Genomic DNA, 13,851 nt, shown 5'->3' with positions numbered 1-13,851 from the left:
CCTGACCGCTCCCCCGGCCGCACAAACATCAGCGCCGGAACACGGCCTCGTAGACGACGGCGGAACTCACGGAAAGACCCCGGCAGGTGAGCTGTCGCGCGGGGGTCCGGTAGGACCGCACCTCGATGTCGTGCACCGGCGAGCGGGGCGTGCGGCCGGTGACGCGGACGAGCCAGCGGTCGCTGTCGCGGACCGTCTCCTCGATCACGTAGTGGTGCCGGCCGGCCGGGCCGAAGCGTCCGAGGACGGCGGCGACCGCCGTCTGCTGTGCCGGGACGAGGTTGGTGAAGCCCCGCAGGTGCGCGGCGTGCACGCGGTCGGCCAGGTGTTCTCCGACGACCTCGACGGACGACGCGGCGTCGAGGTTGCCGTAGTACACGCCGTCGGGCGCGACCACGACGTTGGCGGCGAATCTGTCCCCGCCGATGTGCGTGCACTCCCACACCAGGTCGGGCCAGCGCTCGCTCAGCGCGCGGCCCACGGGCCGTCCGCGGACGGCGCAGCAGGCGTCGTGCAGTCCATGGGCGCAGACGAGGACGACCGGCGGGCCGCCGGGGGCGCCGGGGGCGGCCAGGGCGTCGACGATGCCCACGAGATCCTCGTCGCGCGTCCAGGTGCCCCAGGTCTGCCGGTGGGCGCCGTCGTCGCCGTAGCGCAGGACCGCCCAGCACGGCGGCCCGTCCGCCGGGCGGCGCCCGTGGCGCCGGATCAGCAGGATGCGGGCCCGCAGCGCCTGGGCGGCGGAGAACACGAGGCGCTTGGTGTCGGGCTCCAGGGGCAGGCCGTCGAAGCCGTTCGGCGGCCAGCCGCCCCGGTACTCGACGAGGATCCAGGTCGAGCCGTACGGAGCCGTGCCCGCCAGGGGGTCGTCGCGGGAGCGGGCGGCATCGGAGCAGAAGAACCTGGACGTCGGTGTCACCGCTGCCCCGTCATCGTCCGGCAGGCACCAGGACGCCCGCGCGCAGAAGCCGTTCGACGAGTGGAACGCCCAGGTCGTCAGCGGTGTGGGTCCGCTCGCCGGTCAGGAGGCGGACCACGGCCGGAAGGTCCTCGTCGGGGAGGTCGAGCCAGCCGGCCCGGGTGTGCAGGCGGCCGCCCTCCAGGCGTGCCTCCAAGGACTCGCGGAGCCGTACCCGGGTGTCGGGGGCGAGGCGGTCGACGGCCCGCAGTTGGGCCAGCGGTCCGAGCGGTGCCGGCCGGGCCTGGCCGCGCCGGGTCCGGTGGAAGAGGGGGACGGGGTCCGCCTCCGCGAGGGCCGCGACGAGGCGGTCGCGGACGAGGGCGAGGCCGTCGGCCGGTCCTTCGGTGCCCAGGGGCAGGGATCCGCGCATCTCGGGGTCGTCCCGCAGCAGGTCCAGCGCGGAGCGGACCAGTTGCTCGGCCAGCGCGTGGCGCGTCCAGTTGTGGATGCCCAGGGTCAGATGGACCGAGACGGCGCCCTGCGCCTGGGCGGCGTGCAGCCAGCCCCTCGGCAGATACAGGACGTCGCCCGGTACGAGGACGGTGTCGAGGTACGCCTCGCCCTTCGCCGCCTCCTCGACCTCGGCGCGGCGGTCCGTCCAGGGCTGGTCCCGCAGCGGGTCGGGGTGGACCGGCTCGTGGACGATCCAGCGTTTGGTGCCCTCGATCTGCAGCACGAAGACGTCGTGCACGTCGTAGTGGTCGTCGAAGCCGCGGTTCTGCGGCGGCGTGACGTAGGCGTTGGCCTGCACCGGATGGCCCAGCTCCGTACCGAGCGCGGCGACGAGGTCCGCCACCGGTTCCCAGGTGCGCTGCAGGGCCTGGAGGACGAGGGTGGCGCCGTCGGCGAAGCCGCGCCACAGGGCCGTGTCGTCGAGCTGGTCCCCGATCGTGGCGCCGACCCCCGCCGGTGAGGTGAACGACGCGGCGGGCAGCGTGGCCCCGTCCTTGGCCACGCGGAGGAAGGGCGTCCGCAGGCCGCGCCGGGAGACCAGTTCGTCGACGGCGTCGGCGGAGAACAGGTCGGTGAAGTCACCGGCCGCGCGGGTCAGCAGGGGCTTGCGTGACCAGTGGTCCCGGGCGAAGTCCTGGCGGCTCATGCGCGTGAGGCGGGTGTCCAGGACGCCGGCGCCCTGGCGGGCGTCGGCGTCCTGGGACGTGAGGGACGTGATGCTCAAGCGCCACTGCCGGACTCGTCGGCCGCGCCGTCGGCCCCGCCGTCGTGGACACCCGGGGTGCCGGACGCGCCGCCGTCGGCAGGACCCTCCGCGCCGCCGTCGGCTCCACCGTCGTGCACACCGGGCGTGCCCGCGGCGCCGCCGTCGGCAGGACCCTCCGCACCACCGTCGGCTCCACCGTCGTGCACGCCCGGCGTACCGGCCGCGCCGCCGTCCGCGGGACCCTCCGCACCACCGTCGGCTCCACCGTCGTGCACGCCCGGCGTACCGGCGGCACCGCCGTCCGCGGGGCCCTCTTCCTGGTTCGGGTCCTGTCCGGGGTTCGTCATGTGTCCTCCTCGGGATGTGGCGGTCGGGGCGGGGTGACGCTTCTGCGTACCCCCGTGTCCCCACTCCTCAACCAAACTCACCCACCCCGATCCGGCGGGCAACCCGAGCGCCCCCGGCTCCACCCCGCATCGACAGAAAGGAAATAGCCGCCCAATTCGGCACAGGCTGCTACTGTCGACGGCGTTGCAGTTGTGGTTCCCGAAACTTTGTTTTTCCGGTGTTTTCTCCGGGTGGGCAATCATCGCGGCGACTCGGAGCGTGCACGGTGCACGCTCCGATCACTGCTCCGAAGGAGATCGAGACATGGCTACTGGCACCGTGAAGTGGTTCAACTCCGAAAAGGGATTCGGCTTCATCGAGCAGGACGGCGGCGGCCCGGACGTCTTCGCCCACTACTCGAACATCGCCGCGCAGGGCTTTCGTGAGCTCCTCGAGGGCCAGAAGGTGAACTTCGACATCGCGCAGGGCCAGAAGGGCCCGACGGCGGAGAACATCGTCACCGCCTGACGACCGTCCGAACGGATGAGGGGCTCCGCCGGTACCCACCGGCGGAGCCCCTCATTTCCGTTTCCGTACGTCGATCAGTGCTCGGAGTAGGCGAAGTCGCCCACCGTCCAGGCGGTCACGTCGTCGATGGCGACGCGGTACATCCCGCCCGTCTCCGGAATGCCCATGCTCCCTTGCAGGATGCGGGCGAGGTGGAAGTGCAGGTGCGTGGGATCCACGGCGGGCTTCTGCTCGGGAAGCGGGAACACCCGCGCGAACGGGCCGAGCTCCGCGGAGTCCGTCAACACCTCGGACACGCGCTCCCGCCAGACGGCCTCGGGAGCCAGCAGACCAGTGATGACGGCGCCGCCGACGACCACGGTCAAGGACATGCGATGAGTCTGCTCGGACTCGACCGTGGCGGCGAGATCGACGAGCAGTGCGTCAGGCTTGGACATGGCCGCAGATTCTATGCAGCGCCGGGCCCGCGCGCAGCCCGGTCCGGCACAGTGCGCGCGGCGCAGCCCGAGCGGGCCCGTGCCGTCAGGACCGCTCGGTCGAGAACGTCGAGCAGTTCCCCCCGAGGATCAGCCCGTCCAGATGATCCGGGGTCGAGGAGTCGTAGACGGCCGACAGGTCCACCGGATCGAAGTCGGACGGCCGGTCGATCCAGCGGCTGGCCTTCAGGGTCAGCACACGTCCCGTCAGCGTCCCCTTCATCGCGAACGAGCCACGGGGCACCCCGGGGTTCGACGGGGCGGGGTAGAAGGAGAACACCGCGTCGGCGGTGCCGTCGCTGTGCTGCTCGATGGTGAGCGACAGGCCCGTGATGCCCTGGTTGCAGATGTAGCTGCCGTTCCACTTGCCGGACAGGTTCTGCGTGCCGCTGGAGTAGGACGGGCGGTAGGACGGGCTCTCCGACGCGGGCACCGCGGGCACGGAGACCGAAGGCGCCGGCGATACGGGCGAGTACGAGTAGCTCGGCGACGCGCTCGAACCGGAACCGGCGTCCGACGACCCGCCGAAGACGGCGTCCGCCTTCCAGGCGACCAGCCCGAGGACCAGCACCCCGGCGGCGACCGCGGCGATCACTCCCGCGCGGCGGCCCCCCGACGGAGTGCCCTGCGGACCGGGCAGCGGCGCGGGACGGGTCGCCATCGGCGGCCCGAAGTTCCCCGAGGGAGCCCCGAAGCCGCCCGGAGGCGTCCCGGCGAACGCCGTGGGCGTGTAGGCGGGCGGTGGCGTCGGCGGTACCGGCGGGGTGTGCGGGCCGGGACCGGTGAGGGTCGAGGCCCCGTACGGGGGCGGGGTCCGGGGCGGGGCCGGCGTGTCGGGGACGGGACTGCCCACGGCGCCGCCGGACGCCTTCCGCAGTCCTTCCGCGACCGGTGCCGGGAGCCAGTCCGCGCCGGTGAACAGCAGCGTCGTGCGGGCCGCGCCCGCCACGTCGGTCAGCTCCGCAAGCAGCTCCCCGACCTGCGGCCGGGCCAGCGGGTTCTTGGCCAGGCACCGGGCGAGCAGCGGCCGCAGCTCGGCGGGGACCGCGTCGAGGCCGGGCTCGCCGTGCACGACCCGGTACATGAGTCCCTGCGCCGATCCCGTGCCGAAGGGGCCCGAGCCGGACGCGGTGAACGCGAGGACCGCGCCCAGCGCGAACACGTCGCTGGCCGGTCCGACCCGCTCGCCGGTCAGCTGCTCGGGCGACATGAAGCCGGGCGTCCCGATCACGACTCCCGTCCGGGTGATCGCGCTCGCCTCGGACGCCGTCGAGATACCGAAGTCGATGACCCGGGGTCCGTCGGCCGCCAGCAGGACGTTCGACGGCTTCAGGTCGCGGTGCACGAGCCCCGCGCCGTGGATGGCCTCCAGCGCCTCCGCCAGTCCCGCCGCGAGCGTGGCCACCTGGGTGGCTCCCCACGCTCCGTGCCGGGCCACCGCGGTGTCGAGCGAGAGTCCCGGCACATAGGCGGTGGCCAGCCAGGGCGGGTCCGCCTCGGTGTCCGCGTCCACCACGCCCGCGGTGAACACCCCGTTCACCCGGCGGGCCGCGGCGACCTCGCGCGCGAACCGCGCCCGGAACTCACCGTCCTCCGCCAGTTCGGGACGGACCACCTTCACCGCGACGGCGCGGCCGCCCTTGGAGCGCGCCAGGTACACCCGCCCCATGCCGCCCGCGCCCAGCCGGCCCACCACTCGATAAGGACCGATGTGTTCCGGATCGCCCGCCCCGGTCGCCTGTATTCCTGTCACCGGTCCCATCCCCCAAAGTTCACCCGCGCCCCGTGCACGCAGGGCAGACATCATGACCCCAGCAAGCGCTTGTGGATGTCTGTTCGCCGCAGACTCGCACCGACTCGTAACTCTTGCACAGTGTTGAAACAAGCTGGTCCCCGGGCGGAGCACATCACCTGACGAATCATCCGGTTTCCGGCACCGGATCGGCGTCCGAGGGGTGATGATGGTCGCCGGACGACCGGACACGACAGGGAGCTCGCGTTGGATCGCCTGGCGGAAGCGGATCTGGACGGCGGACACGAAGGCCATCCGGGCGGTGCGGGACAGGACGGGCCCGGCCGCCCGGCGCCCCCGGCGCTGCACCGGCCGTCGCGCGCGTGGCTCGGCCTCGTCGCCGTGCTCGCCGCGCTGGTGGTCGCCGGTGTCGCCGTCCTGTACGCGGGGCACAGCGAACCCGGCACCGTGGACAGGTGGTTCGTCGATCCGACGGCGGACAGTGTGGGGCAGCCGTGGCGGCGCGTCGCCCTGGCCCTCGACTTCTTCGGGGAGCCCGTGGGCTCGATCGCGCTGGTCTCGGCCGTGATGGCGGTCTGTGTGCTGCTGCGCAGGCCGCGCGCCGCAGTCCTCGTCGTCACGGGCACGGTGGCGTCCGTGGTGGTGACGACGCTGCTCAAGCAGGTGGTGGGACGCACCATTCACGGGCCCGGGAACCTGTCGTACCCGAGCGGGCACACCGCCTTCGCCACCGCGCTCGCGGTCGCGGTGGCGCTGCTCGTGGCCGGTCTGCTCGGTCTCGGCAGGAGCGCGGGCCTCGCGCTGGTGCTCGGCACCGCGCTGGTCTGCGGCGCCGCGATGGGCTGGGCCCAGGTCGCCCTGGGCGCGCACTATCCGACGGACGTCCTGGGCGGCTGGTGCACCGCGCTCGCCGTGGTCCCCGCGACGGGCTGGCTGGTGGACCGGACGGCCGGCCGGATGTCCGGTGCCGGCCTCCCGGTGCGTCGCTGACCTCCCGTCACGCCAGGCGCCGGAAGACGGGTTTGACCGGCCGCCCGCCGAGCCAGGGAGCGGGGTCCCCCGCGTCCAGCGCCTTGCGGTAGACCGTGCACGCCTGGGCGACCGCGTCGACGGTCTGGTCGACGTCGGCGTCGGTGAGCGCACTGCTCACCACGAACGACGGCGCCAGCACCCCGCCCGCGAGGAGTTGCCGCAGGAAGAGCGTGCGGTACTCCTGTGACGGCCGCAGCTTCTCGTCGAGGGTGCCGAAGACGAGGTTGCTGGCCCGGCCGCGGACGACGACATGGTCCCCGACGCCCGCCGTCGCCGCGGCCTCGCGCACGCCGGCCGCCAGCCGCTCACCGAGGGCGTGCAGCCGGGCCGTGATGCCCTCCTCCACGTAGGTGGTGAGGACGGCCATCGCGGCCGCCAGCGAGTGGGTCTCCGCGCCATGGGTGGTGGACAGCAGGAACACCCGCTCCTGTGCGTGCCGCAGGCCGCCGCGCTCCATCAGGTCGCGGCGCCCGGCCAGCGCGGAGACCGCGAACCCGTTGCCCAGCGCCTTGCCGAACGTGGAGAGGTCGGGGACCACGCCGTAGAGGCCCTGGGCGCCCGCCTCCGACCAGCGCAGACCGGTGATCATCTCGTCGAAGACCAGGAGGCAGCCGTGCCGGTCGGCCAGTTCGCGCAGGCCCGCGAGATAGCCGTCCGGCGGCTCGGTGTGGCCCGCGGGTTCGAGGATCAGGCAGGCGATCTCGTCCCGGTACCGGGTCAGCAGTTCCTCGGTGGCGGCCAGGTCTCCGTACGGGAACGTCACGGTGAGTTCGTTGATCGCCTCCGGAATGCCGGAGGACATCGGTGTGGTGCCGATGAACCAGTCGTCGACGGAGAAGAACGGCTGGTCCGCGCAGATGGCCACGCGCGGACGCCCGGTGACGGCGCGGGCCAGCCGCACCGCGGCGGTGGTCACGTCGGAGCCGTTCTTCGCGAACTTCACCATCTCGGCGGTCGGCACGGTGGCGAGGAAGCACTCGGCGGCCTCGACCTCCAGGATGGACGGCCGGACGAAGTTGCTGCCCCGGTCCAGTTCGCGGCGGACCGCCTCCAGCACCTTCGGATGGGCGTGGCCGAGGCTGACCGAGCGCAGGCCGGAGCCGTACTCGACGTAGCGGTTGCCGTCGACGTCCCAGACCTGCGCGCCCCGGCCGTGACTGATGACCGGGGCCAGGTCCTCGGGGTACTGGTCGTCGCCCTTGGCGTACGTGTGTGCGCCTCCGGGGATCAGCGCGTGCAGTCGCTCGTTCGCCGCCAGGGATAGGGGCAGCGAGATGTCGTTCTGGTGCAAGCCGACTTTATCCTCTCTGGAGTTTCAGGATCTCGGCGAGACGGGGTGCCTCCCGGTCGCGCGGAGACATCGACGTGACCGGCAGCGGCCAGGCGATGGCGAACTCCGGGTCGTCGAAGGCGATCGTCACGTCCTCGGACGGGTCGTGGGGCCGGTCGATGCGGTACGAGGTGTCGGCGGTCTCGGTGAGCGCCTGGAAGCCGTGCGCGCAACCCGCCGGGATGTACAGGGTCTTCTGGGTGTCGCCGGACAGCTCGAAGGTGGCGCGGTTGCGGTAGGTCGGCGACTCGGGGCGCAGGTCCACGACGACGTCGAAGATCGCTCCGTGCGAGCAGCGCACCAGCTTGGCCTCACCGGCGCCCGAGCGCAGGTGCAGGCCGCGCACCACGCCCCGCGCCGTGCGGGACACGCTGTCCTGGACGAAGGCGTTCGGGTCGAGGCCCACCGAGCGGATCACCTCGGCGTCGAAGGTGCGGCAGAAGAAGCCGCGTTCGTCGGCGTGCGGTGTCGGTTCGAGCAGGAACGCCCCCGCGATCTCGGGGACTTCGGTCGCCTTCATGCTGTCTCCCGCAGGGCCTGGGCGTGGGTTTTCGCCGGGAAGAGGGTGGTGGTCAACGCGGTGAACTGGTCGCGGAGTTGCTCCGCCGCGGTGCGGTTGCTCTCGATGAGCGTCCGCCGCAGTTCGGCCGAGTGCTTCTCCAGCGCGCGGAACTGTTCGAGCAGCCGGTCGGCGTCGACCTCGCGCGCCGGGTGGCAGTACGCGCCGAGGCCCATCCGCTCCATGAGCGCCTCGCTCTTCGTGGCGTAGCAGAGGGCGAGGACGGGTGTCGCGGTCTTCAGGGCGCAGATCAGGTTGTGGTAGCGGACCGCGACGACCGTGTCGGCGGCTGCCATCTCGTCCATGAGGTCGGTCAGCGAGGCCGGTTCGGCGGCGGTGACCAGGGGTGAGTCGACGGCGTCGAGGATCGCGGTGACCACCGCCGTGTCGCACTGGTCGCCGGTGAGGAGGCGGACCGGCCGGCCCTCGTCGGTCAGGGTGCGCACGAAGCGGACGGTGCCGTCGAGGTAGCGGCGGTGGATCTCGTCGGCCTGTGCCCGGTCGTCGTTGCCGCCGTGGAAGTCCATGACGCCGAGACAGACCGTGCCGGGCGACCCGGCGGGCGTGCCCGCGCGCGGCGCGGGCAGGGAGAACGCGAGGTCCGGGTAGACCTCGTCGCGGCCGGTGTCCACGCCCATGGCCCGCATCGCGTCGCGGGAGGGGGCGTCCCGGTACGAGCGGTAGGCGGCGCACCGTGCGGACCAGCGCACCAGGGCGCGGGTGGGGCGGCTGCGGATCTCGCCGGCGCCGACGCTGACCAGCGCGACCGGGGTGCGCAGCAGCCGGCCGCTCGCGCAGAGCAGGAACAGTGAGTACGGGAATCCCCACGGCCGCAGCGGGAGGGTGGCCTCCAGGACGCCCATGCCCGGGACGATCACGACATCGTGCCGACGCACCCAGGCCGCGGTGCGGAAGACGTCGACGAGTTTGCCGAGCCCCTTCGACACGACGGCGCCCGCGCGGGAGGCGGTGCGGTACTCCGCGCGGTTCCAGTGCAGCCGTGTCGCGGGGATGCCGAAGCGGGCCGTCACGGCCTCGGGTCCGCCGCACAGCGCGTCCACCTCGGCGTCCGGGTGGTCGGTGCGGAGGTAGCCGAGGACGGCTTCGAGCGATCCGTCGTTGCCGAGGTTGCCGGAGCCGAGCAGCCCGAACACCCCTACGCGCGGGGGCTGCTGGGGTGTTCTGGTCATGGCCGCTTCCCCTCGCGTCCCGCGACGAGGTCGTCGACGGAGACCGTGAGGTGTGCGGGGTCGACGGGGGCGCGGTCCTCGACGCGTTCACCGGCGCCGGGCCGCACGCGGCTGGTCATCCAGGCGGTCAGATGGCGGTAGCAGGCGCGCCGGTCGGCCGGGGACAGCGGTGCGCGGCGGATCGACGAGGCGAAGCCCCAGAGGTATTCGGCGAGCAGCCGGGGCGTCGGGTGCAGCGGGCCGGCCCGGCGCGGGTCGAGGTTGACGCACCGGGAGCGCTTGGAGGGGTTGGCCCGCTCGGCGCGGCCCGGGTGGTCGCGGCGGAAGTACAGCAGTTCGGGCACCTGGTGGAAGCGGCCGTGCAGGGTGATCTCGGCGACGTAGGTGCGGTCCGCGTGGTGGTAGCTGTCCATGGCCTTGACCCGGCGCAGCACGTCGGTGCGCAGGACGCCGTAGAAGTCGTCGCCGCCCGGCTCGAAGAGCAGGCTGCGGAAGCGCTCCGGCGCGTGCGGCGAGCCGGTGGCGAGCGTGTACTCGTAGGGGACCGTCACCTTGCCGTCGCCGTCGATGACCGCCTGGTCGGTGTGGGCGAGGATCACGTCGGGCCGTTCGTCGAGCGCCTCCACGCACAGGCGCAGCAGGTCGCGGCCGTACAGGTCGTCGTGGGAGGCCCACTTGAACAGTTCGCCGCGCGCCTCGTCGAGCAGCCGGTTGTGGTTCGGGGTGGCGCCGATGTTGCGGGGCAGCCGCTGGTAGCGGATCCGGGAGTCCTTGGCCGCGTACAGGCGGCAGATGTCCTGGGTGCCGTCGGTGGAGGCGTTGTCCGAGATGATCAGCTCGAAGTCCTCGTAGGTCTGGCCGAGCAGGGCGTCGAGGGACTCGGCCAGATACTCCTCGCCGTTGTAGACGGGCAGGCCGACGCTCAGCCTGGGGTGGGGGGTCATGTGGTCCTCACTTCGGGAATGGGGTGGTGGTGGCGCAGGCCCGAGCGCAGGGACAGCCACCACACGGCGGAGCCGATCAGCGTCGCGACGGCGACGCCCCAGGCCGAGCCGACCGTGCCGCCGGCGACGGCTCCGCCGAGGCCGCCGCCGACGTAGCAGGCGGAGGCGAACAGCTGGGAGCGCAGGCTCAGCCGGGCGGCGCCGAGCGCGCGGAGTCCGGCCGCCGCGCCGGTGCCGAGCCCGGCGCCGGCGACGCCGAGAGTGATCGGCACGATGAGCCGGGAGGCGGAGGTCCAGACGTCGCCGAGGACGAGTTCGCCGGCCCGGTCCGGCATCAGGAGCAGCGCCGTGCCCCACAGCAGCGCCCCGACGGCCTGGCCGCCGCCGAGGAGGAGGCAGAACCTGCCGAGGCGCCGCGGGGCCTGCCGCAGTACCCGGGCCGCTTCGGGGACGGTGACGAGCGAGAGGCCCATCAGGACGGCGAGGAACGGACCCATCAGGAGTTCCGCGCCGCGCACCGCGCCGACCGCGCTGACCCCGACGATCGCGCCGAGCCCGTAGGCCCGCACCTGGCTGGCGCCGCTCAGGCAGGTGTTCTCGACGAGGTAGCGGTAGCCGAGGTCGCGCTGTTCGCGCAGCCAGCCGCGGGCCCGGGTGACCCGGGGCAGGATGCCGGACTGGAGGTAGCCGTAGGCGCCCGCCACGGTGGCGGACGCGCCCCAGGCCAGGACGAAGGCGGCCACGGTGTCGACGCGGGCCGCCACGACCATGGCCGGGACGAGGGCCACGCCCCACACGACGTCGTTCAGGAACGCCTTGCGTCCGACGCCCGCGGCGAAGAACGAGTACCGCCAGGCGTCCTGGAGCAGCAGTCCGGGGAGCATGACGCCGAGGCAGGCGAACGCGGGCCCCACCCGGCCGCCGAGACCGAGCCCGGCGACCAGGCAGACCACGCCGATGGCGGAGCCGACGACGACCGCGGTGCCCGTGGAGCGGGCCACCGCCCCGCGCCAGGAGGTGTCCGAGACGCCGCTGAAGCGGACGACGAGCGGGTCGGTGGCGAGGCCGCGCGAGATGTTGAGCACCACGCCGTAGGTGACCCAGGCGAGGCTGAACACGCCGAACGCGGTGACCCCGAGCGAGCGCGCCACGTAGATGCCCACCACGAAGTTGGAGATGCTGGAGGCCGCCTGGTCGGCGAGGCCCCAGGACAGCCGTCCGAGCAGGGCCTTCTTCGCCGAACCCGCCGGTTTCGGTGTGCTCTTCGCGTTCTCCCCCTCGGTGGTCATCGGCGTCATGCTTTGACCAGTCCGGCGCCGTGCAGGGCGTCGGCCGCGGCGGCGACGGTGTCGAAGGGCAGTCCGGAGCGCTCGGCGACGTCGAGCAGGCTGTGCTCGCCGTCCGAGAGGTTGAGCACCCAGAGCATGGCCATCTGCGCCTGCTTGGTGTCGCTGCGGCCGCCGAGCGCGTCGTACAGTCCGCGCCGCCCCAACTGCGGTTCGCCGTACGGGCTGAGGTTGACGTAGCTGCGGTTGCGGTCGAGGACGGCGAACGCCTCGCGGATCACGGCGAGGGTGTCCGTCATCGCCTCCGGGGAGACGAAGTCCAGGTCGTCCGCGGAGGTGTGGTACTCCGGATAGCCGGCGTACGGGGTGCGGGTGAGCGAGCCCACGCCGAGGTCGAAACCGGGCGAGCAGTACTGCCGCTCGTCGTATCCGTACGGCGTGAACTCGTTGACCTGGTGCGGGCGTTCGGACGTGCGCAGCACGTGCCGCAGGACGCGGTCGATCTCGGCGTCGCCGCGTCGGCTCTGCTTGTACGTGAGCTGGCCCCTGTCCCCCGCGCAGGCCAGCACGAGTCCGTGCTTGACCCGCTCGACCCGCTCGGCATTGCGGGCGAGCCAGGTGATGGCTCCGACGGTGCCGGGCGCGTAGATGAACCGGTAGGTGTAGTACGGGTTCCGCTCCGCCAGTTCCCGGGCCAGGAACGTCGCCACGGCGATGCCGGCCAGGTTGTCGTTGGCCAGCGACGGGTGGCAGACGTGGCAGGAGACGATCACCTCGTCGGGCACCTGGCCGGGGACCACGTGCTCGGCGTAGGTGAGGTGCCCGTCGGCGAGCGTGGAGTCGATCCGCACCTCGTAGTCGCCGTCGGGCAGTGCGTCCAGCGTCTCCTGGGCGAGGCAGAATCCCCACTCCGGCTTGTAGTAACTGGTCCGGTAGGGAACCCACTTCGGCCGGTCGGGCAGGGTGTGCAGGTGTTCGCGGAGTTCGGCGAGCGGCATGGTCCGGTGCACCGGGACGCTGTAGCCGAGCACGTGCAGGCTGGACGCCGCGAAGTCGACGACCCTCCGGCCGGTGCCGTCGGCGATGTACGCGTCCCGGATGTTCCACTCCTGCGGCACCGTCCAGTCGAGCACCTGCGTCCCGGTCGGCACCTCGTGCACCTGGAGCGGGACGTACTCCCCGACGATGTCCAGGGTGGCGCGCACGCCGTCGCCGGTGATGCTCCGGCAGAGCGGGTACATCCGCTCCACCAGAGCATGCATCTCCTCGCCGGCCGAGGTCATCGGCGCCACCGCAGGGTGTCGTCGACGGAGCCGGCCGCGGACGCCGCGCGCAGCACGGCGAGCCGGGTGAAGCGCTGCTCGAAGTCCTCCCGGGTCAGCTTGTGCTCGCGGTACTTGTCGGCGAGTTCGAGGGCGCCGCGCTCCACCGTCCACTCGCAGTCGAAGCCGGGGATCGCGGCGCGGAAGCGGGCGAAGTCCACGCGGTACGAGCGCGGGTCGGCGCCGTGCTCCCCGGTGATCCGCACCTTCACGCCGGCGACCGCCTGGGCGACCTGCTCGGCGATCTCGGCGACGGTGACGTTGTTGGCCTCGGTGCCGATGTTGAACGCCCGGTCGTGCACCGCCTCGCGCGGCGCGGTCAGCGCAGCGGTGAAGGCCCGCGCGATGTCGGCGGCGTGCACCAGCGGGCGCCAGGGCGAGCCGTCGGAGAGGACGAGGACCTCGCCGGACAGCAGCGCGTGCCCGACCAGGTTGTTGAGGACGATGTCGGCGCGCAGCCGGGGCGAGTAGCCGAACGCGGTGGCGTTGCGCATGTAGACGGGGGTGAAGTCGTCGTCGGCAAGCGCGTGCAGGTCGTCCTCCACCCGCACCTTGGACTCCGCGTACGGCGTCACCGGGCGCAGCGGGGCGTCCTCGGCGACCAGGTCGTCGCCGCCGGCGGCGCCGTAGACGGAGCAGGTCGACGCGTAGAGGAAGCGGCGTACTCCCGCCTCGCGGGCGAGCCGGGCCAGCCGCACGGACGCGTGGTGGTTGATGTCGTAGGTGAGTTCGGGTGCCAGGGAGCCGAGCGGGTCGTTGGACAGCGCGGCCAGGTGGATGACGGCGTCGACACCGGCCAGGTGCTCGGCGGTGACGTCGCGCAGGTCCACCCGGTGCCCCTGCGGGTCGTCGGGCACGGGTCCGAGGACGCAGTCGGCGAACAGTCCGGCGTCGAGGCCGACGACGTCGTGTCCGGCGGCGGAGAGGACCGGGGCCATGACGGTGCCCAGGTAGCCCTGGTGTCCGGTCAGCAGTACGCGCAAG

General features: G+C 72.8%; 14 protein-coding genes. 2 read left to right on the top strand and 12 right to left on the bottom strand.

Going from position 1 to position 13,851, the window contains the following annotated elements:
• Positions 1-28 precede the first annotated feature (28 nt).
• Genes ABZ930_RS18570 through ABZ930_RS18560 form a run of 3 tightly spaced genes read right to left on the bottom strand, consistent with a single transcriptional unit; the run spans position 29 to position 2,467 of the window.
• A complete protein-coding gene (locus ABZ930_RS18570; protein WP_361548958.1) occupies positions 29-919 on the bottom strand; it encodes a sucrase ferredoxin in 891 nt (296 codons plus the stop codon).
• 10 nt (positions 920-929) lie between these two features.
• Complete coding sequence (locus tag ABZ930_RS18565; RefSeq protein ID WP_361548956.1) at positions 930-2,138, bottom strand: cupin domain-containing protein; 1,209 nt, start codon at positions 2,136-2,138, stop codon at positions 930-932.
• Positions 2,135-2,467, bottom strand: a complete 333-nt coding sequence (locus ABZ930_RS18560; protein WP_361548954.1) for a hypothetical protein — start codon at positions 2,465-2,467, stop codon at positions 2,135-2,137. Before ABZ930_RS18560 ends, ABZ930_RS18565 begins: the two co-directional genes overlap by 4 nt.
• A gap of 304 nt (positions 2,468-2,771) precedes the next feature.
• Here ABZ930_RS18560 and ABZ930_RS18555 point away from each other — a divergent pair, with 304 nt between their 5' ends.
• On the top strand, positions 2,772-2,975 hold the full coding sequence (locus tag ABZ930_RS18555; RefSeq protein WP_361548952.1) for a cold-shock protein: 204 nt from the start codon (positions 2,772-2,774) through the stop codon (positions 2,973-2,975).
• 74 nt (positions 2,976-3,049) lie between these two features.
• Here ABZ930_RS18555 and ABZ930_RS18550 read toward each other — a convergent pair whose 3' ends face one another.
• Positions 3,050-3,412 (bottom strand): hypothetical protein, encoded by a 363-nt coding sequence (locus ABZ930_RS18550; protein WP_361548950.1) that lies wholly within the window; start codon positions 3,410-3,412, stop codon positions 3,050-3,052.
• 85 nt (positions 3,413-3,497) lie between these two features.
• A complete protein-coding gene (locus ABZ930_RS18545) occupies positions 3,498-5,204 on the bottom strand; it encodes a serine/threonine-protein kinase (protein WP_361548948.1) in 1,707 nt (568 codons plus the stop codon).
• Positions 5,205-5,546: 342 nt separating this feature from the next.
• On the opposite strand from ABZ930_RS18545, the gene ABZ930_RS18540 reads away from it, so the two are divergent.
• Positions 5,547-6,194, top strand: a complete 648-nt coding sequence (locus ABZ930_RS18540) for a phosphatase PAP2 family protein (protein WP_361549031.1) — start codon at positions 5,547-5,549, stop codon at positions 6,192-6,194.
• 7 nt (positions 6,195-6,201) lie between these two features.
• Here the strand turns inward: ABZ930_RS18540 and ABZ930_RS18535 are convergent, their stop codons facing one another.
• From ABZ930_RS18535 to ABZ930_RS18505, 7 genes are read right to left on the bottom strand one after another with little or no spacing between them, the layout of a single operon-like run.
• On the bottom strand, positions 6,202-7,527 hold the full coding sequence (locus tag ABZ930_RS18535) for a glutamate-1-semialdehyde 2,1-aminomutase (protein ID WP_361548946.1): 1,326 nt from the start codon (positions 7,525-7,527) through the stop codon (positions 6,202-6,204).
• Between the two features lie 7 nt (positions 7,528-7,534).
• Positions 7,535-8,086 (bottom strand): dTDP-4-dehydrorhamnose 3,5-epimerase, encoded by a 552-nt coding sequence (gene rfbC, locus ABZ930_RS18530; RefSeq protein ID WP_361548944.1) that lies wholly within the window; start codon positions 8,084-8,086, stop codon positions 7,535-7,537.
• Positions 8,083-9,315 (bottom strand): polysaccharide pyruvyl transferase family protein, encoded by a 1,233-nt coding sequence (locus tag ABZ930_RS18525; RefSeq protein ID WP_361548942.1) that lies wholly within the window; start codon positions 9,313-9,315, stop codon positions 8,083-8,085. Before ABZ930_RS18525 ends, rfbC begins: the two co-directional genes overlap by 4 nt.
• Positions 9,312-10,259: a glycosyltransferase family 2 protein gene (locus ABZ930_RS18520; RefSeq protein ID WP_361548940.1), complete on the bottom strand. Its 948-nt coding sequence runs from the start codon at positions 10,257-10,259 to the stop codon at positions 9,312-9,314. The genes ABZ930_RS18525 and ABZ930_RS18520 overlap by 4 nt, the downstream gene beginning before the upstream one ends.
• Positions 10,256-11,557 (bottom strand): hypothetical protein, encoded by a 1,302-nt coding sequence (locus ABZ930_RS18515; RefSeq protein WP_361548938.1) that lies wholly within the window; start codon positions 11,555-11,557, stop codon positions 10,256-10,258. Before ABZ930_RS18515 ends, ABZ930_RS18520 begins: the two co-directional genes overlap by 4 nt.
• Complete coding sequence (locus ABZ930_RS18510) at positions 11,554-12,837, bottom strand: DUF4910 domain-containing protein (RefSeq protein WP_361548936.1); 1,284 nt, start codon at positions 12,835-12,837, stop codon at positions 11,554-11,556. Before ABZ930_RS18510 ends, ABZ930_RS18515 begins: the two co-directional genes overlap by 4 nt.
• Positions 12,825-13,850 (bottom strand): SDR family oxidoreductase, encoded by a 1,026-nt coding sequence (locus tag ABZ930_RS18505; protein WP_361548934.1) that lies wholly within the window; start codon positions 13,848-13,850, stop codon positions 12,825-12,827. Before ABZ930_RS18505 ends, ABZ930_RS18510 begins: the two co-directional genes overlap by 13 nt.
• Position 13,851: the final 1 nt, after the last annotated feature.

Origin of the sequence: Streptomyces sp. NPDC046716 (assembly GCF_040645755.1) — a bacterium.
Lineage (GTDB): Bacteria > Actinomycetota > Actinomycetes > Streptomycetales > Streptomycetaceae > Streptomyces.
The sequence above is the reverse complement of the archived record's forward strand: the minus strand, read 5'-3'. Positions and strand labels throughout refer to the sequence as shown.

Coding starts and splice junctions, on each gene's coding strand:
- ABZ930_RS18560 (WP_361548954.1), bottom strand. CDS start 2,467: ATGACGAACCCCGGACAGGACCCGAACCAGGAAGAGGGCCCCGCGGAC.
- ABZ930_RS18555 (WP_361548952.1), top strand. CDS start 2,772: ATGGCTACTGGCACCGTGAAGTGGTTCAACTCCGAAAAGGGATTCGGC.
- ABZ930_RS18550 (WP_361548950.1), bottom strand. CDS start 3,412: ATGTCCAAGCCTGACGCACTGCTCGTCGATCTCGCCGCCACGGTCGAG.
- rfbC (WP_361548944.1), bottom strand. CDS start 8,086: ATGAAGGCGACCGAAGTCCCCGAGATCGCGGGGGCGTTCCTGCTCGAA.
- ABZ930_RS18525 (WP_361548942.1), bottom strand. CDS start 9,315: ATGACCAGAACACCCCAGCAGCCCCCGCGCGTAGGGGTGTTCGGGCTG.
- ABZ930_RS18520 (WP_361548940.1), bottom strand. CDS start 10,259: ATGACCCCCCACCCCAGGCTGAGCGTCGGCCTGCCCGTCTACAACGGC.
- ABZ930_RS18515 (WP_361548938.1), bottom strand. CDS start 11,557: ATGACGCCGATGACCACCGAGGGGGAGAACGCGAAGAGCACACCGAAA.